General features: G+C 68.7%; 13 protein-coding genes. 10 read left to right on the top strand and 3 right to left on the bottom strand.

All coding sequences use genetic code 11. The features are described 5' to 3' along the window. Window positions 1-63 precede the first annotated feature (63 nt). The 9 genes from WMF14_RS46680 (at window position 64) to WMF14_RS46640 (ending at window position 13,211) form a co-directional block, all read left to right on the top strand. Entirely contained in the window at window positions 64-1,245 is a 1,182-nt protein-coding gene (locus WMF14_RS46680; RefSeq protein WP_437797193.1) for an AAA family ATPase, read from the top strand. Next, complete coding sequence (locus WMF14_RS46675; RefSeq protein ID WP_437797191.1) at window positions 1,242-1,943, top strand: hypothetical protein; 702 nt, start codon at window positions 1,242-1,244, stop codon at window positions 1,941-1,943. Before WMF14_RS46680 ends, WMF14_RS46675 begins: the two co-directional genes overlap by 4 nt. Window positions 1,944-2,100: 157 nt before the next feature. After that, complete coding sequence (locus WMF14_RS46670; protein ID WP_437797189.1) at window positions 2,101-3,411, top strand: ketopantoate reductase family protein; 1,311 nt, start codon at window positions 2,101-2,103, stop codon at window positions 3,409-3,411. A gap of 229 nt (window positions 3,412-3,640) precedes the next feature. Continuing rightward, a complete protein-coding gene (locus tag WMF14_RS46665; RefSeq protein ID WP_437797187.1) occupies window positions 3,641-5,587 on the top strand; it encodes a hypothetical protein in 1,947 nt (648 codons plus the stop codon). A 2-nt stretch (window positions 5,588-5,589) separates the two neighbouring features. Continuing rightward, window positions 5,590-7,416 (top strand): acetyltransferase, encoded by a 1,827-nt coding sequence (locus tag WMF14_RS46660; protein WP_437797185.1) that lies wholly within the window; start codon window positions 5,590-5,592, stop codon window positions 7,414-7,416. 29 nt (window positions 7,417-7,445) lie between these two features. Beyond that, window positions 7,446-8,933, top strand: a complete 1,488-nt coding sequence (locus WMF14_RS46655; protein ID WP_437797183.1) for an OmpP1/FadL family transporter — start codon at window positions 7,446-7,448, stop codon at window positions 8,931-8,933. 272 nt (window positions 8,934-9,205) lie between these two features. Next, window positions 9,206-9,493 (top strand): hypothetical protein, encoded by a 288-nt coding sequence (locus tag WMF14_RS46650; protein ID WP_437797181.1) that lies wholly within the window; start codon window positions 9,206-9,208, stop codon window positions 9,491-9,493. A 169-nt stretch (window positions 9,494-9,662) separates the two neighbouring features. After that, on the top strand, window positions 9,663-9,944 hold the full coding sequence (locus WMF14_RS46645; RefSeq protein ID WP_437797179.1) for a hypothetical protein: 282 nt from the start codon (window positions 9,663-9,665) through the stop codon (window positions 9,942-9,944). Window positions 9,945-10,139: 195 nt separating this feature from the next. Then, entirely contained in the window at window positions 10,140-13,211 is a 3,072-nt protein-coding gene (locus WMF14_RS46640; protein ID WP_437797177.1) for a tetratricopeptide repeat protein, read from the top strand. 159 nt (window positions 13,212-13,370) lie between these two features. Here WMF14_RS46640 and WMF14_RS46635 read toward each other — a convergent pair whose 3' ends face one another. From WMF14_RS46635 to WMF14_RS46625, 3 genes are all read right to left on the bottom strand, one after another. Further along, on the bottom strand, window positions 13,371-14,900 hold the full coding sequence (locus WMF14_RS46635) for a sigma-54-dependent Fis family transcriptional regulator (protein ID WP_437797175.1): 1,530 nt from the start codon (window positions 14,898-14,900) through the stop codon (window positions 13,371-13,373). Between the two features lie 355 nt (window positions 14,901-15,255). Continuing rightward, window positions 15,256-17,646, bottom strand: a complete 2,391-nt coding sequence (locus WMF14_RS46630; protein WP_437797173.1) for a S8 family serine peptidase — start codon at window positions 17,644-17,646, stop codon at window positions 15,256-15,258. Then, window positions 17,643-18,551 carry an AAA family ATPase gene (locus WMF14_RS46625; protein WP_437797171.1) on the bottom strand — a complete coding sequence of 303 codons (909 nt, stop codon included), beginning with the start codon at window positions 18,549-18,551 and terminating at the stop codon, window positions 17,643-17,645. Before WMF14_RS46625 ends, WMF14_RS46630 begins: the two co-directional genes overlap by 4 nt. Window positions 18,552-19,163: 612 nt before the next feature. Between WMF14_RS46625 and WMF14_RS46620 the strand changes: the two genes are divergently transcribed. Further along, entirely contained in the window at window positions 19,164-19,337 is a 174-nt protein-coding gene (locus tag WMF14_RS46620; protein WP_437797169.1) for a hypothetical protein, read from the top strand. Window positions 19,338-19,456 lie beyond the last annotated feature (119 nt).

The raw sequence follows: 19,456 nt of genomic DNA, 5'->3' as shown, positions 1-19,456 counted from the left end.
AGGCGCTGCGGTCGAGCCGGCAGGGCTAGCCGGAATGGGGGAGGCGCGTAGACTGGCCGCCGTATGAGGATCCTGACCTTCGAGTTTCAGAGCGCTGGGCGTGGCTGGACGCTCGAGCCGATGGCGCTCGATGCGTTCAACCTGCTGGTCGGCGTGTCCGGGGCGGGCAAGACGCGGATTGTACGGGCGATCGAGCAGGTCCGCGCCGTCGCGCTCGGAGAGAAGGAAGAAGATGAGCTGATCGACGCGATCCGCGGGGCCAGCTTCGCGATCGGCTTCGAGCACGAAGGGCTCACGTACCGCTGGGAAGCCGAGTTGGAGCCGCGCGTCGGGCGAGGGGCAGAAGAGCACGGTGCGCTGCACGCTGAGGAGCCGCCCCTCATCCGGACCGAGCGCATCCTCCAGGGGGACCAGGCCATCGTGGAACGCTCGCCTGAGCGCTTCCTTCTGAATGGCCATGCACTCCCGAAGCTGGACCGGGCGCAGAGTGCGATTGGCGTCCTCAAGGAAGACCCGCAGATGGCTCCGCTTTACAAGGCTTTTTCGCGCTGCATTCCTCGTTCAGCGCTCGAAACATTGCCAAGCCACGGATTCACGACGGAGACTCACTTCGAGAAGCGGCGGGGCAACTACCAATCCGCGGCAGATATTGGTGCGGACTTCACACTGCCGCTGCACCACAAGGCCGAGCTTCTCCAGGAGGTGTTTCCGGAGGCGTTCGTCGAGATAGAGGAGGCGTTCCGGGAAGCGTTTCCCACCGTCGAGAAGCTGAAGGTCCAGCGCTATTACCCTTTGGGCCCTACGGCGAGCAAGGAGTCAGGGGGTAGCTACAACCTCGCGCTCACGGCAGCCGAGTCGGGCGTCGCCAGCTGGATCTTCTTTTACGACATGTCCTCTGGCATGCAGCGTTACCTCTCCTTCCTTATCCACCTCTCGTTCGCTCCGCCCGGCACGGTGGTGCTCATCGACGAGCTGGAATCGAGCCTTGGCGTCAACTGCCTGCCCGCAGTAACGCGCTTCCTCCTGAGCCGGGCGCCGTACCTCCAGTTCGTCCTGACCAGCCACCACCCCTACATCATCGAGCAAATCCCGCCGAGCCACTGGAAGATCGTCACCCGGAAGGGCAGTCGGGTGCGGGTCCTCGACGCTGAGAAAATCCCGGCGATGGCAGACGAGCGCTCGCACCTCGACCGCTTCACGCGCCTCATCAACCTCCCGGAGTACGAGCACGGGGTCCAGGGATGAACCTTGTCCTCCTCGTGGAGGGCGCCGAGACCGAGCCGAGGGTCTACGAGGCATGGCTCCGGCACCGGCTCCCCGCGCTGCATCGCGTGCCCAACGTGGCCGACCTGATCGCTGACGGCTACGTCCTTGTGAGCGGCAAGGGCTATCCCTCGTGTTATCGCAGGATCGCCGGCCTCCTGCAGGACATCGAAGCCAACCCCGGTCGCGTTCAGGAATTCTGGATCTGCATCGACTCGGACGAGGATACGTACGAGGCTCGCTACGCCGAGGTCCACCGCGCCGTGCAGGCCGAGCTCCAGGGCACCCGCATGGCGAGGACCAATCCCTCCCTCGAGATCCGCATCATCATCCAGCATTGCTGCATCGAGACCTGGTTTCTGGGGCACGACGGCTTCCTCCGCGCCGGCCCGCAGTCACCCCAGCTGGTCGATTTCAAGCGCTTCTACGACGTGAGCGCGGACGATCCCGAGCGGATGGGGACCTATCCCGGCTACGCCACGCGCGCCAGCTTCCACCTGGCGTATCTCAAGGCCATGCTCATCGAGCGCAGCCATCGGTACACGAAGCAGCGCCCGGGCGTGGTGATCGACCCGTCGTACTTCGAGGCGCTGCGGGCGCGGTGCGCGCGCACGGGGCACCTCCAGAGCTTCCGGCAACTGCTATCCGCCTTCGAGGCAGCGGGGGACGTGGCGCTGTAACGCCCGCGCGGGCCCCCCGCGAGCCACGGCCGCATCGCCGGCTGCTCACGCATGACGCGCTGCGGAAGCCACCGTGGTTTCCGATACCCCTGTCCCCTTGTGCCGCTCCCCCTCGAGCCCGTCGAGCCCGCGCCGCAGCGGTGGTAATGGATCTCTCATGAGCTTCATCGATTCACCTGCCGAGCTTGCCCCGGGCACCTCCGTGGCCCCCGCTTCCTCCGCCCCCCGGCTGCTCGTCGTCGGTTGCGGCGGGATCGGCGGCATCATCGCCGCGTACCTGTTCGAGCAGGGCCACGACGTCACCGCCTTCACGACGAACCCGCTCATCGCGGACGCCATCAACGCCGGCGGCTTCCGGGTGCGCGGCGAGGCGAGCCCTGGCACCGTCGGCGGCCGCGCGGTGCGGGAGCTCGGCCCGGATACCCGCCCGTTCGACTACATCCTCCTGGCGACGCAGCCGCCGCAGGTCGAGGAGGCCGCGCGGAACGCGGTCGCGCACCTCGCCCCGACGGGCGCCATGATCTGCCTCCAGAACGGCCTCTGCGAGGAGCGCATCGCCCGCATCGCCGGCCCGGAGCGCACCTTCGGGGCGATCGTCGCGTGGGGCGCCTCGATGGTGGAGCCCGGCGTGTACGACCGCACCTCGAGCGGCGGCTTCGTCCTCGGCCGGCTCGACGGCGCGAGCGACCCGCGCCTCGACGAGCTCGCGCGCATCCTCGAGGCGATCGGACCGACGACCGTGACGGACAACCTCGCCGGTGCGCGCTGGTCGAAGCTCGCCATCAACTGCGCCATCTCGTCGCTCGGCACCGTGGGCGGCGATCGCCTCGGCGCGCTGCTCAGGCACCGCTTCGTCCGCCGCCTCGCGCTGGAGATCATGACCGAGACCGTGCAGGTCTCGCGCGCGATCGGCGTGCGCCTCGAGAAGGTCGCAGGGACGCTCGACCTCGACTGGATCGCGCTCACGGACGCCGAGCGCTCCGCCGTGGGCTCGCCGGGGCTGTTCGCGAAGCACGCGCTGCTCCTCGCGGTGGGCGCGCGCTTCCGCCGCATGCGCTCCTCGATGCTCGCCGCCATCGAGCGAGGCCGCCCGCCGGCGGTCGACTTCCTGAACGGCGAGGTCATCGAGCGCGGCGCGGCGCTCGGCATCGCGACGCCGATCAACGCCGCGATCCGCGAGGAGGTGCTCGCGATCGCGGCGGGCAAGCGCAAGCCGAGCCTCACGCAGCTGCGCGCGTTCTTCGACCGGACGCGCGAGCTCGTGGGCGCGCCGTCGTCCATGCGGCCCCCGCCGCCCGCGATGCCGGTCGAGCCACCCGCGGCCGCGCCGCTCGCAGCCCCGCCGGTTGAGCCGCTCATGGCTCCAGCGCATGAGCCGCCCGCGACCGCAACGAGCGCCCAGGCGGACGCGTCGGGCGAGCCGTCCATGCCAGCAGCGAACGTCCAGAGCGATCTCGGAAGCGCATAGACCGCGCGCGCCGGGCAGCTCGGCGACAGAAGACCGACAAGCAACCGATAAGCAGGCCGATCGGCCAAAGGATACCGACAGGTGTCCTGGCCTTCCTGGCGTCGTCGCGGATCGAGCTCGCCGCGCCGTCGCGGCACGAACTCTTTGTCGCGCCGTCGCGTCGAAGTTCGGTAGCATCGGGCGTCTCTTCCTGCGGATCCTGAGAGATCCCTCGACGAGGAACCCTCGCATGACGCACTTCTCGCTCGCCCTCTCCTCCCGGCGCGGCGCCGCGCTCCGCGGCGCTTCCCTCGTGCTGCTCGCCGCGCTCGCCGCGTGCGGCGACGACGGAGGCGGCGGCAGCGGGGCCGCGGGCGGCGGAGGGGGCGGCGGCGAGGGCGGCGGGGGCGGCGGCGCGGTCATCAAGGAGCCGAACCGGTTCCGCCTGCGCATCGACGACGCCGAGGTCCCGTCGGTCGTGCTGGAGCTCGACAAGCAGAAGGCGCTCCAGGTCTTCGGCGAGGACGGCGCCAAGCAGATCACGATCCTCGATGTGGACACCACCGGGCTGCTCCGGAACGCGCTCGAGCAGATCCAGAACGCGTGTGGGACCTCGTGGCGGAACGACAGCGCGAACCCCGGCCACAACTGCTCGCTCACCGAGCTCGGCCGGAGCTTCGGGGCCGAGTGGCAGACCTCCCCGGAGTTCGCGCTCGTCCGGCTGCTCAGCATGACGCCCGCCAACGCCAACGTGACGGGGACGTCGCTCGAGGGGCTGCAGGCGATCTTCGAGGAGAACCCGGGCACCTTCGCGTTCGACTTCGCCGACGTCCTCGCCGACAGCATCACACTCGATCTGGCGGTCCAGCCGGATCCGACGGCCGTGCGCAGCAACCGGACGGCCCCCTTCGTGCCGATACCCAAGCTCATCCTCGCCCTCCAGCAGCAGCTGCTCGGCACGCACCCGGCCATCGCCAGTCCAGATGGCTTGAGGATGCCTGTCAGCCTCTACGAGGCTCTGTTCGATCTCCAGCCGCTGTCCGAGAAGCTCGGACCCAGCGGGGATCATCCAGGCGTGCTCGTACGGGACGATGAGACGTTCACGACGAAGAGCGATGTCCTCCTGCCCGACTTCCAGATGCGCGTCGTCGCCGAGTCGGGGCTGCGCAGGGTCTCGGGGGTCGATCTCTCGAAGGGCGGCGGCGACATGTTTCTCCGGGACGGCGACGCGCCGCTCCGGTTCGACTTCACCGACCCGGAGAAGCTCCAGATCAGCGGCATCGCCCCGACACCGACGATCGATATGCGCATCTCGCTGCGCGAGCTGCCCACCAAGGTGAAGGCGTGCATCGAGGCCGATGCGCCAGCCTGCAAGGAGAACCGTCCAGGCATGCCGGTCGGCTCCAACACGGTATGGTCCACCCCTCCATTCATGATGGAGCACATCGTGGGCAAGGCGGCTTACCTCACGTATGGCGAGCGCGTGCCCTTCACAGGGTGCTACTTCCGCCTGAGCGGGACGTGCCGGGTGGGCGTGACCATTGGCCAGAACGGCGACCCGCGCGGCTGGACGGCCTTCACCGACCTGGTTTCCGACCAACCGCCCCCGATACCGCCGTCGCAGTTCTTCTGGGAGCTGCTCACCGAGGTCGGCCAGGTCGCCATCCACGACCCCACCGGCGACGGCAGCCCCGAGATCCCGGAAGGCGCCGCCCAGCCGGTCTTCGCGCTCCACAACGTCGGCATCGGCCTGACCGCCGATGAGATCGTGGCCGAGCTCCGCCCGACCCTGCAGAGCCAGGCCAGCGAGATCGCCGAGATCATCCTGGGCCGTTACTGGATCAACAACGACGGGCTCGACTTCTTCTACGGCCGCGGCGCGCCCGACGGCGCGCCCACCTTGTTCTTCGTCGCCGAGGACGACCTCCGGCCTTCGGATCAAAGCTCGGAGGCCCCTCGCGCCTACACCTACGAAAGTCCCGGCTTCTTCACGAGCCCGGAGCTCAGCGAGGCGAGCAAGGTCTCCAGCAAGGAGATCGACGGCATCGACGACACGACGCACGAGAAATACAGGCTGCCGCCGGGCGAGACCACGCTGTACATGAAGGACGACGAGGGCGCCGTCTACGAGGTCCGCTTCTACGTGCCCGAGAGCGACGATCCGGTGGAGATCACCGCCGACGTGGAGAAGCTCTGATCATGGAAGCGCGAGACCGCACCCGCCCCGCCGCACCCGCCGCTCGCCGGCTCTCCCGGCTCGGCCCCCTGCTCGCCGCCGCGCTCTCCTCTGCGCTGCCCGGCTGCGTCGAGGCCGTCACGGTGGAGCAGCCGCCGCCCCCGCCGGCGCTCGGCGTGCGCGAGAGCCGCACGCTCACGCTCGAGTTCCTGCGGTTCGACGCGAGGCGCTTCGCCAAGACGCTCTCGCTCGACGAGCTCAAGGCCATCCCGCGGCCCACCCTCGAAGGGATATGGCTGCTCGATCTCGACATCTCGACGCTCATCGAGAACGCGCTGCTCAAGGTCATGTACATGCCCCCCGCGGAGATTGCGGCGCTCTCGCCCGCGTCGCGGAACCTCGTCGGGCTCCTGAACATGACGCCGGAGAACGCCGACCTCAGCGGCACGAGCCTCGAGGGCCTGCTCGGGGTCGGCAACGCCGTCGGGCTCTCGACGTCGAAGATCCTCTCGGACCTCACGGGCGCGGCCGGCAACGAGCGGCTCATCCCCGTCCAGATCACCTCGCAGGCCGTCCTGGAGAACCTCGTCAGCACCCACCCGAACACCCAGCACCGGAGAGGGCCGACGAACGACGAGCACCCAGACGGCGTCTACCCCGTCGCGCCGCACTCCATCCCCGTCACGCTGTACGACGTCGTCACCGATTTCGCGGGCCTCGCCGCGCAGTTCGGCCCGACGCCGCTCGATCCGGACGACCCGGACGGCGCCAAGCACCCCGGCTTCATCAAGGCCGCGTCGGGGGTGAAGGCGGCCCTCGACGACTTCACGATGACGGTCCGCGTCGACGTCAACGCCCTGCCGTACAAGGGGGTCGACGCCACGATGGCCGATGTCGCGAGCGTCAACAGCACGCCCGGCCAGATCGACACCCTGTTCGATTTCAGCCAGGAGGACTGGCTCGTTCTGGACAACCTCGCCAGGAACCTGAGCATCGGCGAGCTGACGCTGGCCATCCCCGAGAGCGCGATGCTCCTGCCGGGCGGCACGAGCCGGGAGCCCGCGCCGCGCGGCAACTCGCCTGTGTGGGAACAGCCGCTCTGGGAGTTCGAGCACATCCTCGCCCGCGCGGGTGAGCTCAGGGCAGCCAAGATCAAGGATCACTGCTCGAGCTACGGGCCCGCGGGCACCTCGATGAGCGACTTCGAGGCCGTGAAGGTCTGCATCGACGAGAGCGGATGGACCGAGATCAGCGTCGACCAGAGCGTCGTCCTGGAAGACCCGCCTCCGGCGCCGTCCTACTTCTGGGACATCCTCCTCGACGTGGCCCAGGCGCGGCTCCATGACGGCGGCCTCGCCGAAGGGGAGGCCGACCTCGAGGTGACCCTGCGCGACGTGCCGGTCGGCGTGAAGACCGAGGATCTCGTCGCGAGCATCAAGAAGAACCTCGCGAGTGATCCAGCGGTCCTCAAGGACATGGCGCTCGAGCTCAACGACAACGCCGCCGGCGACGCGGACTTTTATCTCTATCAGCCGAGCACCGAGAGCGGCGTCGCCGGCCAGCGGGATTACCTCTACTTCGTCGCGCCCGACGACATCCGCAAGGACGCGGACGGCGTGCGCGTGCGCGACTATGCCTACGAGAGCCCTGGCTTCTTCTCCGACCCCGCGCTCGAGAAGAAGGTGTCGACGACCGAGGAGATCGACGGCGACGCGCTCCACGAGAAGGTGGAGGTCAAGGCAGGAGATACGCTGTACTTCGTCGACGACGAGGGGCACCGCTACGAGATCGAGGTCGGCGACAAGCCGAGCCCCCATCGCCTCTCGCTCACCCTCACCCGGATCCAGTGATCGGCCCCCCCACCGTGAGGACCCGTCTCATGCAAGGAGCTCTGCCGCCCTCGCGGCCCCGCGCCCGTGCGCGTCAACGAACACGACGTGAACTCGCCGCGCTCTCGCTCGCGACAGGCCTCGTCTGCCTGACGGCGCGGGACGCGCACGCCTCGGGCATCGACGCGCCCTGGGTGACGAGCGGCCTCTCGGGCCCCACGACGTCCGACGCCGCGGCCGTCTACTGGAACCCGGCCGAGCTCGCGGGGGTCCAGCGGCCGGAGCTCGTCCTTGGCGCGGGCCTCATCGTCGGCCATGCCACCTACCAGCGCGAGCGGCGCGGCACGTACCAGACGCCGGACACCCTCCAGTTCAAGCTCCCGCTCGATCCGGCGAACGTCGACGCCAGCAAGCGCGGCCCCGCCGAGGAGGTGTCGACGACGCCGATCGCGCCGACGGGCAACGCCTTCCTGGCGATCCCGGTCCTGCCGAACCGCCTCACGGTGGGCGTCGGCCTGTATGTCCCCTATGCCGCTGCGCTCAGCTTCCCGGACGGCGCGCAGCGCTGGCAGCTGCGGCAGGCGTTCATCGTGTCGACGTCGCTCACGGCGGCCGCCGGACTCAAGCTGACCGACCAGGTCTCGCTCGGCGCCGGCCTGTCCTACGTCAGCGGCATCGCGGAGCTCTCGAAGGTGCAGGACTTCGGGAGCCTCAAGGAGTTCCACGACGGACTCGACTACCTCAAGCAGGACAACGACTTCGGCCCGAGCACGCCGTCCGAGCTGCGCGAGCTCGACGTCCTCGCGCGCTCCATCTCGATCAAGGAGGCCCTGTCGCACGGCGCCTCGTTCCACCTCGGGCTCGCCTTCAATCCCAACAAGGATCTCCGCTTCGGCCTCACGTACCAGCACAGCGCCGCGATGCGGTACAAGGGCAAGTTCGCCATCGACATGAACCACCCGTTCTTCACGCAGGACCTCGCCGAGCAGGGCCTGCGTTACAAGCCGCTTGTCGAGGGCGACGCGGAGCTCTCGTTCACGCTCCCCAAGCGGCTCACCGTCGGCGTCGGCTACCGGGTGAACGACAAGCTCAGCCTCGATGGGCTCCTCTCGTACGTGCTCTATTCGGACATCGAGGCGTTCGTCGTCGAGGCCTCGTCTCCGGACCTCGCCCAGCCGAAGCTCGGGATCACCGATCGCGTCACCGTGACGCTGCCACGCAGGTGGAACGACACGGTGTGGGCGGAGATCGGCGCCAAGTACAAGCTGAGCGAGGCGTTTCTGGCGACGGCGTCGGTCGGGTATCAGTCGGCAGCCTCGCCGGACAGCACGATCGACGTGGCCTCGCCCGACAACCACCGGCTGATCGGGGACGTCGGGGGTGTCTTGAAGCTCAGCGATCGCGTGTCGCTCTCGGGCGACGTCCGCGTGCAGGGCATCTTGCCGCGCACGGTGACCGGGTCGGATTACGACCTCGGCAACGGGAAGTACTCGCTGGTGCTCGCGACCGTGGGGGGGCACCTCAAGTTCGTGTTCTGACGGCGATCCGCTGACCACCGGCGGCTACTGGACCCCGGTCGCGAGCCAGCGCGCTGTTCTCCGCGAGGAACAGGTGTCTCCTTCAGAGAGGCAGGGGGCTCGGCAGCCTCGTGCTCGGCGCCGGAGATCCGGGCAGCGATAAGCCTCGTTTTCGGTGCAAACGCGGGAGCTCGCCTACGGACGCCCGGCGTGCTCGTCGTGGCATGGCATCTGCAAAACCTGTCGCCGGACGCTTCGTTTCTCGCCGACAACGCCGCTTCAACCACCGCGCCATGCACGTTGCGCGCGGGTCGATGCGCAGAGGGCGGCTCGCCGGCGTCGAGACGACCCACAACCCGAAGGAGTTGACCATGAAGCACCTGTTCTTCGCCGCGTTCTTGCTGCCCTTCGCGCACGTCGGTGATGCCGGCCCCGCCATGCCCGGCTCGAGCGAAGGCGCGGTGGTCGAGGCCGCCAACGAGAGCCACGCCGAGCCGATGCCGCTGGCCGCGCCCATCTGCCTGCCCGGTGAGAAGCTCGTGTGCACCCTGGGGCCGCCGCCTCGCTGCCGTTGCGAATGACCACGAAGGGCCGTCGCGCGGCCTGCGCCGACCCTCTGGCGAGCATGTAGCTCGCGGAGAGCAAGGGCCGCTCGCCGTGGGCACCTGCCGAGTTCAACGACATCGCTGTTCCACCTGTCCGGTCACCATCGAGGAGAGTCGAATGTTCACTCGCGTCACCCAACGATCCATGCCCGTCCTTCTCGCGTCGCTGCTGGCGAGCTTCGCCCTGTTCGGCTGTCAGGTCGAGGTCGCCGAGGAGCCGTCCCCCGACGGCGAGGTGGTCGAGGCGAGCCAGGAGTTGCTCAACTGCAAGGGCCGGTGCGCCAAGTTCTTCATGCTCTGTGTCCAGTGGGGCGAAGACTACGAGTCGTGCGCCGCCGAGCGGGATGCCTGCATGGCGGAGTGCGACGAGCAGACCTGCGAGCCCGGGGAGCCCGGTTGCTGCCAGGGTCAGCCGACCTGCTGGTAGCCGCCTCTCTCCCACCCTGCCGGGATGATGGAACCGCCAAGGCGCCATACGACGCCAAGATTATTGAGATTTTCTTGGCGTCCTTGGCGCCTTGGCGGTTCAGAAGACCGCGCCTTCAGTCAAAGTACCCCACCACCCTGGAGAGGGTGACGCAGGCGACCACAGGCCGCGACGCGGCATGCTACACAGCGTCCTGTGAGCCTGGGCGAGAGCGTGATCATCTGCCCGGGGTGCAGCGCGGAGAACTCTCCGTTCAACCCGCGTTGCACCCGCTGCGACGCGCTGCTGTCGGAGGAGCCGCGGTCGCGCTCCGCGACCGCCGAGGAACACCCGTCGAGGCAGTCGACCTCCCGCGACGAGCACGTGTCCTCGAGCGTCACCATCGATGCGCTCGCAAGCACCATTGTCGTCCCGGACGGGGGAGCGTCCGAGCCTCCGGTGCCGCCCGGGGCCGAGGCATCGCTCGAGCTGCGCCCGGGGACGAAGCTCGGCCGGTTCGAGGTGCTCGATCGCCTCGGCCAGGGCGGCATGGGTGTCGTGGTGCGGGCGCGCGATCACGTGCTCGGCCGCGACGTGGCGATCAAGGTGCTGCGGCCCGAGGTGCTGGGGCGCTCGGGCGCGGCGACGGCGCTCGCGCGGCTCGTCCGCGAGGCGCAGGCCATGGCGAGGATCAAGCACCCCAACGTCGTCACGGTGCACGAGGTCGACGCCTCGGGCGGTCAGGTGCGCGTGGTGATGGAGCACGTCGACGGCCGGACGCTGCGCGCGTTCTGCGTGGAGAAGCGGCGGCCCGCGTCAGCGGTCGTGGCGGCCTTCCTCCAGGCGGGCAAAGGGCTGTCGCAGGTGCACCACGCGGGCCTCGTGCACCGCGATTTCAAGCCCGACAACGTCCTTGTCGGCGCCGACGGCCGCGTGCGCGTCACCGATTTCGGGCTCGCGGGGCTCGCGGAGGGCGAGGCCGTCAGCGGCCCCGCGGAGGCGGGGATAGAGGCCGCGCTCACGCGTTCGGGCTCGTTCCTGGGGACGCCGGTCTACATGGCGCCGGAGCAGCACCGGCGCGAGGCCGCGGATGCGCGGGCCGATCAGTACGCGTTCTGCGTGTCGCTCTGGGAGGCGCTCGCGGGCGAGCGCCCGTTCGCCGGCACGACCTACGACGAGCTGCGCGAGAACGTGACGCTCGGGCGGCTGCGAGAGCCGCCGCGAGGGGCCGAGATGCCGGCGCGGATCCGCCGCTGTCTCGAGCGCGGGCTCGCCGTCGACCGGGACGCTCGATATCCCGACATGGACGCGCTGCTCGCCGATCTCGCGAAGGATCCGGCGGCGGCGTGGAGGCGCGGGCTCGTCGCGGCGTCGGGGCTCGCGCTCGCGGGCCTCCTCGTGTTCGCGTTCGCGCGGCAGCCTGCGGACAGGCTCTGCAAGGGCGGCGAGGCGAGGCTCGCGGGCGTCTGGGACGAGGCGACGATGGCGAAGGTGCGGGCGGCGTTCGCCGGCACCGGGCGGCCGTACGCGGAGGACACGTACCGGCGCGTGGAGAAGGCGCTGGGCGAGCGGGCGCGCGCGTGGGTCGCGATGTACGCCGACTCGTGCGAGGCCACGCACGTGAGGGGCGATCAGTCGGCCGGGCTCCTCGATCTCCGGACGCTGTGCCTGGAGCGCCGCCGCCAGGAGATGGGGGCGCTCACGGCGCTCTTCGCGCACGGCGCGGACGCCGAGGTGCTCGATCGATCGATCGAGGCATCGCTCGCGCTCCCCGGCCTCGAGCGCTGCGCGGACGCGGGCGCGCTGACCGCGGCGGTCCCGCCGCCCGCGGACGCCGCGGCGCGGGCCCGCATCGACGCGCTGCGGGGCCGCCTTGCCGAGGTCAGGGCCCTCGACGAGGCCGGCAAGTTCGGCGAGGCGCTCGCGCTCGCGCGGCCGCTCGCCGACGAGGCCCGCGCGGCGGACCATGCCCCGATCGAGGCGGAGGCGCTCCTGATGCTCGGGCGCGCGGCGCGGGACGCGCACGACGCCCCGGCCGCGGAGGCGGCGCTCCGCGAGGCGCTGCGCGCGGCAGCGCGGGCCAGGGACGACACCCTCGCGGCGGAGGCATGGCCCCAGCTCATCTACGTGGTCGGCTACCTCGAGGGCCGGCACGCCGACGCGCTCGCGCTGCAGCTGGCCGCCGAGGGCGCGGTCGAGCGAACCGGGGGCGACACGCTGGCGAGCGCGCGGCTGCTCAGCACGCTGGGCAGCGTCCTCGACGAGCAGGGGAAGTACGGCGAGGCAGCGCAGCATGTGGAGCGCGCCCTGGCCGGGATCGAGAAGGCCCTTGGCCCGAACCATCCCGAGGTCGCGGCGACCTGGAGCCGCCTCGGCACCGTCCTCCTCCACCTCGAGAGGTTCGACGACGCGGAGCGCGCAACCATGCGAGCGCTCGCCATCCGAGAGGAGGCGCTGGGCGCCTCTCATCCGAGCGTCGCGCTCACGCTCAACAGCCTGGGTCGCCTCTTCAACACCCAGGGCAAATACCGAGAGGCCTTGCCCCGGATCGAGCGCGCCATCTCCATCCAGGAGAAGGCGCTCGGCCCCGATCACCCGTTCCTTGCGGCCTCCGTCAACAACCTCGGCAATGCGCTCGTGATGCTCGGAGAGACCGACGCGGCCAGGCGTGCTCACGAGCGGGTGCTCGCCATCCGGGAGAAGGCGCTCGGCCCCGATCACCCCGACGTGGCATCATCCCTCAACAACATCGGGGCTGTCCTGGAGATGCAGCAGAAGTTCGCTAAGGCGACGCCCTATTACGAACGGTCACTCGCGATCCGGGAGAAGGCGCTCGGCCCTGATCACGCAAGCGTGGCGTCCTCGCTCGCCAACCTGGGGAGCGCGCTCGTCGCGCAGAAGAGGTACGCAGAGGGTCTGGTGCGCCTCGAGCGCGCCGCGGCGATCCAGGAGAAGGCCGTGGGCCCGAGCTCGCAAGCGGTCGCATCGATGCTCACCGGGATCGCCGGCGCCTACAACGACATGGGCGAGCCGGGAAAGGCGCGCCCGTTCGCCGAGCGGGCGCTCGCCATCTATGCGGCGAAGGGCGAGGGCGTCTCTCCGATCGAGCTCGCTGACACGCGCTTCCACGCGGCCCGGGCGCTCTGGGGCTCGGCCCGCGACCGGGCGCGGGCGGTCGAGCTAGCGACCCAGGCGCGCGACGCCTATGCGGCCGAAGAGGGGGAGTACGCGAAGGGCGCGCTCACGGCGGCGAAGGAGTGGCTCGTGGCGCACGGCGGCGCGCGGTGAAGCGGGGGCCGCGCTCGGGGAGGAGCTCCCGAGCGGGTGGCAGGGAACTCCCCCACCCTGCCGGAACGAGGGAACCGCCAAGGCGCCATGAGACGCCAAGATGATGAAGATTTCTTGGCGTCCTTGGCGGCTTGGCGGTTCAAAAGCCGGCGGCGTCCGTCAGCCATCGAAGGCAGGGCGCCGGCCACCGGCGCCGGCGACCCGGTGCTTCGCCAGGAGCTTCTGCAGGTAGGTCCGGTTGAACCCGGACTCCCGCGCCGCCTGCGACACGTTCCCCCCGTGCCGATCCATCAGCGCCACGAGGAACGCACGCTCCAGCTCGGCGACGCCCGCCTCGCGCGCCGCCTCGAGCTCGTCGGCGGAGAGCCGCGAGAAACGCGGCGCCAGGGGCCCGGGGCCTGCTGGCTGCGCCACATCGGGCGGCAGCAGATCCACGTCGAGCTCCGGCCCCGTCGCCAGGATGCACGCGCGCTCCACCACGTGGGCGAGCTCGCGCACGTTGCCCGGATACGCGTGCTCGCGGAGGGCCCGCGCGGCGCGCTCCGTGAAGCGGGGCCGCTCGCCGGCGCGTTTCCAGCACGTGCGGAGGAAATGCTCGACGAGGAGCGGGACATCGCCCGCGCGCTCGCGCAGCGGCGGAATCCCGATCTCGATCACCTTGAGCCGGAAGTACAGATCTCGCCGGAACTTCCCTGCCTCGACGAGCGCCGGCAGATCCTGGTGCGTCGCCGCGATCACGCGGACATCGACCTTGTCGGTCCGGTCGGAGCCCACGCGCTGGATCTCTCCGAACTGCAGGAAGCGCAGGAGCTTCGCCTGCACGTCGGGCGCGATCTCCGCGACCTCGTCGAGGAAGAGCGTGCCTCCCTGCGCCGACGCGACCCGCCCGACGCGATCCCGGTCGGCCCCGGTGAACGCGCCTTTGACGTGCCCGAAGAGCTCCGACTCGAGGATGGTGCCCGGCAGCGCCGAGGTGTGCAGCGTGACGCAGGCCTTGCTGCGCCGCGGGCTGTTCACGTGGAGCGCGCGGGCGATGAGCTCCTTGCCGGTGCCCGTCTCCCCGCGGACGAGCACGGTCGCGTCCGAGTCGGCCACCTGCGCGACCGTCTTGAGGAGCGCGAGCATTTTGGCGTCCTGCGTGACGATGCCCTCGAAATCGTAGCGGGCGAAGAGATCGCGCTCGAGGCGCTGGCTCCGGCGGCGCAGCGCCTCGCGCTCGCTGGCCCGCTTGAGGAAGAGCCCTGCGAGCTCGGCGAACTCGGCGACGAAGCGGAGCGCCTCGTCGCTGGCGGCCCGCGACTTGTACTCCACGTAGACCGCGCCGTAGACATCGGCGCCGTGGGCGAGGGGCGCCACGAGCGCGGCGGACGCGCCCGACTCCTCGAGGCTCTTGAGGAGCGAGGAGCGCGGCTCGTCGGCGTCCCTGGAGAGGTGGACGATCTGCCGAGTCTCGATGGCCTGCCGCACGAGGCCGCGGCTGAACTTGCGCTCCTTGTCGGAGATCTTCGCCTTGTCGAAGTGGACCGCGAACTTCTGCTCGTAGGAGCCGTCCTCACGGACGACGATGAAGCCGCGGTCGGCGCCCGTCGCCTCGAGGACGCGGCGGAGCACGAGCTCGGGGGCCTTCGCGTCGTCGTCCTCAGAGAGGAGGATCCTTACGATCTGAAGGAGCGAGGGGTAGAGATCCATGGCCGCGGCGGCCAGGGTACGATGAGGGGGGAAGGAAACACAGAGCGATTGCCCGTGGCGTCGGCGGGTCCGGCGTGGTGTCGCCGGGTGTGAGCGCGGCGAACGGGTGGTCGCCCGCGCGCCCTGGCCTGGCGCGGTTGGTCACCGGGGCGTGGTCCGGGCTGCACCGGCTCGAAGAGGGGTCGCCTGCACTGCCTCCTACGTGGGCGCCGAAGGCGCCGCCAGAAGCATCGCGGAATCGCCCGGCCGACCGGAGATCGCGGGATTAGCGCCCGACACCGGCAGGTTGACGTCGGCCTCGACCCCCTCGCTGCAGCCAATGAGATTCGCGAATGAGCATGTTCTGGCCACGAGCTCACGTTCGGATCACGATCGGCGTCTGGATTGGCTGCTGGAGCACGCTGAGGCGCAGCATGTCCATGGCCACTGGAAGAGCCTGGATGGCTGCCTGCGGGCTTGTTGCGTTTTCCCCCGCGTCGAACAGCTCAATCACGACACCCACGCGTTGCTGGGCGGACACGGTCATAGCCGGCGGATACGCGCCGATCTCTTCGTATTCGACCTCGATGATCCAGGGCGCGTCGGCGGCGACGATGCCTTTTTCTTCCAGCACCTTGGGAGAAATGTCCATGAGTCGATCGATCAGCGGGTAGGCGCCGCTTGCGTTGCCGCCTCCGCGCAACGCCGCTTCCCCACCGAAAGGGCGCACCCTGAGCGATACCTTCCTGCAAGCCCACGAATCCACCAAGGCACTATTGACCGGAGTGCTCCAGGCACACACTATCCGAAGCGTCGGCGTCGATGCCTTTCTCAGCCACTCGGCTGGCACCGGCAATTGAGCCCGGTTAACACTTTTTGCAGCTTGCAACATGGTCTGCCATATGAACACCGCGGAATGCTCGATCGGGGCTCGAAGCCGCTCTGCGGTCGGGAATCCCTTTCCCAGCGTCCTTTGTGCCAGTCGCTCGAACGCACCCGGCAGCCGAGGTCTCTGAGCCACCAGATTCAGCCAAGCCTTAACGGTCGAGCTGAACGGTGCAACCGTCGGCGCACAATGCTGCGCCAGATCCTTGATTACCCAGGCCGCCTCGCGTGCGACGAGCGGTGCGGCCAAGGATGTGCCGTTGGAATCCTCCCAGTTTCCCTCGGCATCGCACACCCATGGCCCAGTGCCCGGAGCCCAAGCATAGCCCTCTGAGCAATCTCCCCCGGGAGCGCTGAAGCCCGGCACGGGGGAACCGCAGAGCCCGGGGCCGATTCTTGTGAAAGGGCTCGGCGCACCGACAATCCCAGCAACGGAATCGGGTACCAGGACATCGACATATGCCCCACTGACGATGCCGTTGAACGTGCGGGCCTCGAATCCGAGTCCCCAACGGGGATCATCTACATGATTTGGATAGGCTTCTTTGGGACTTAACCCAGGCGTAGAGTTCCCGGCGGCGATCACGAGGAGGACGTCTCTAGCAAACGCAAAGTTGTCCAGATCCTGGAGCTTCATTAAATGCTCGCGCCGAGTCACAGGATCGAGGGTATCGAGCGGAGCGCTACCGACGCTTAGATTGAACACACGCACGTCGGGCGCCGTGCCAACGATGGCATCCATCGCCGGAACAACGAGATCGCTGTTGATGAAGCCGGCATCATGGGCCACCATCACGTCGATGACGCGACACCTTCCAGGCGGCGGAGGTTGTATACCTCCGTTCATGTTCAGCCTTCCGAAGACGGCGCACGACGCCACGTGTGAGCCGTGGCTACCCAGATATGGGTATACCGGATCAATATCCGGGTTCCGGAATCCGGATCGACGATAGGGAGCAAGATGGACGTGCTTTTCTGGAATCCCGCAATCCACGATGGCGACGGTTGGAAGCTCACTAGGCGGGAGTGTTGGGAGATTTGATGTCGCCATGGATGCGCCGGGTGCGAGGGGACGTCGGCCCTTCCTGGCCATCGCCACCGGGCTGCGAATCGGCGGATGAATCGATTGCACTGAGCTGAATTCTCGGGCGACTGCGAGGATGAACTCCCGCGTCAGAAAGCCTGCGCACCAGTATCGCCCGGAGAACTCCCGGCCCGCCTTCGTCAGCCGAGAATGCTTGTCATCGAGCACCCGTGCCATCGATTGGAGAACGTCGTTGACCTCGAGACGAGTAAGCGCCGGCTGGAATCGGATCACGACCTCCACGACAGCGCCGGGGTGCAGGGTCTCGACCCACCCCATCGAGACACGCGCAGTCCAATCGAGAGGCTCGAAAGTCTCGAAATTTATCCAACGAGCCTTTTCCCTACTGCTCGCGCCAGGCAGTGATGCGATCGTGGAAAGAAGCTGTTCGGTTCGCGTCGACAGAACGTGGACCGCCGCCTTTCCACCAGGGAGCGTCTCGATCAGATCCATCCCAAGCTTACGGAAGAGGTGGGACTGCTCGCCTCCGAAAGCGGGCGCTTCGTGCTTGATGCCTCCCGGAACCGTCTTTGCCTGGGAGCGCTTCTGGACGGCGTGGACGGGCACCGCGACGACGAAGAAATGCCGTCCAACGGAAGGATCCGCTGAACGGGCCGGCGGCGTGGTTGCCCGGCGGAACGACGCCGAGAGACCGGCGGAACGAGCGGACCAGTCAATGGGAACATAGTCGACCTGGCCCCCACCCCCGTCGCGATCGAAGCTTGCCAGCTCTTGCTTCTCGTTCAGGAAGAAGGTGCGTGGTTGAACCTTGGCTCCACTCCCCGGCGGCACCTTCACACCCCCTGCAGAAGAATTCGACGATGCTCGACCTGGAGGATCTGCTCGGCGTCCGCGAACGTTTTCGCGGACGCGAGTTCGTGCCGGACGCCGTTGATCAGTCGTATCCCACGTTTGCTCGCCTCTCGCCCGGCAAAGGCCAGGATCTCCGCAGAGCTGGGGGCGGGGAATTCTAGAGTGAGATCGAATCGCCGCAGCAGAGCGACGTCGAGCTCGTCCGGGATGTTCGACGTGGCCACGAGCAGTCCGGCCGGGTGTGACAGGTCGAGCTGCTGCATTAAGGAGATCACCACGCGGTCGAGCTCTCCAACGTCCGTCGTCTTGCCACGCCGCCGTCCGACCGCGTCGATCTCGTCGATGAGCACCACACAGGCGCGGACCTCGGCGAAGCGGAATACCTCCCGGATCCTCAGGGAGGTCTGTCCAAGGTACGAACCAACCAGGGCGTCGAAGCGCACGACGAAGACCGGCAGGCCCAGCTCCGTCCCGAGGGCACGCGCTGTAAGTGTCTTGCCGCAGCCCGGAGGACCGTGGAAGAACAGGCGGGAACGCGGGCTCAACGCGTGCGCGAGCAGGCGGCTCTTGTTCCGGTGCTCTCGAAGCACTTCATCCAGCTGCACTCGCGCCTTCTGGGGCAGCGTCACATCGCTGAGTGGGCCCGACGGCGGCAGTACCGTCAGGAGGTCGGGCTGGACGGCGAGGAGACTCTGCAAGGGCTGCCCGCTTCCCGTCTCGTCGGCACGCGGACCGGTCTGGACCAAGGCGCCGCGGAGCCTGGCGGCAGCGCCGTGGTGCCCCGCCTTTTCCTCAGCCTCCACTATTTCCTCGGCGAGCAGACGCGACGTAATCCAGTCTCTGGCGGAAACGGCGTGGAACAGTTTGGCTAGATTGTTGATTCGGGCCATGGCCAACGAGATCCCGTGCGGGGGAGAGTGGGCTCTGTATACTTGGAGCCGGCCTCGATTTCTACGGCCGGCCGCGGTCGGTGCCCTCCAGGTCACTGACGCGAGCCAGCGGACCGGGGGACGGCGGTGTCGTGCCGGCTGTGGGCGGTCTCATGGTACTTTCGCGGCCCGACGGCGGCGCCGATCGGTCGCCGCAGCCAGCACCCGCGGTACAGATCCGTGCAAGTGTGCCGGGACTTCAGCATAGTCAGCGGGCGCCGCCGAAGAGCAAGCCTCTCGTGGACGTCCCAAACGCCCGGCAGACTCGACTAGCGGCGCGAGCTTGCTCCCTCCTCCGGTGCAGACGGCAGGCCGAGCAGCGGTCCGCCTCGTGAACGACGGGGCCCCCTCGTCCCGAGGGCGGCGCCGTTCGGGGCGGCCGGCGAGCGAGGCGATCACAGCGGCCCGAGGCGACAGGTCGGCCGGTGCCAGCTCCATGGGCATGCGTCGGCGGTTAGGCCGGCGTTGGAGCCATGCCTTCCGAGGGGGGCGAGCGGTGGTCACGTGCCCCACAAATGGCGGCAAAGGCGACGGATCGCCACGGCAAATTCGTCGCGCAAGGACAAACTGTCCGTGGTGATCGATTATTTTCGCTGGGGTTTTGGCGGCTTGGCGATGGCTCGCGATCCCTCGGAAGGCACGGAGCGAGCACTCTCCTTGATGGCCAGCCTCTTTGGTCGGAACCCCTCACCATCAAGCACCATGCTCGATGCGATGGGCTGCGGCATCGATGAAAGCGCGCGGTAATAGCCCGCCGGGTGGAAATCGGCGATCGTCTGCGTGAGATTCGCGACGAGCACCTGGCGCGGGCTGCTCGCCGGAGCCGTGGGCGAGGTTGCTTCGGGTCGGAGGACTCGCCAGCGCAG

This window comes from Sorangium sp. So ce693 (genome assembly GCF_051521375.1).
GTDB lineage: Bacteria > Myxococcota_A > Polyangia > Polyangiales > Polyangiaceae > Sorangium > Sorangium atrum.
The sequence above is the reverse complement of the archived record's forward strand: the minus strand, read 5'-3'. Positions and strand labels throughout refer to the sequence as shown.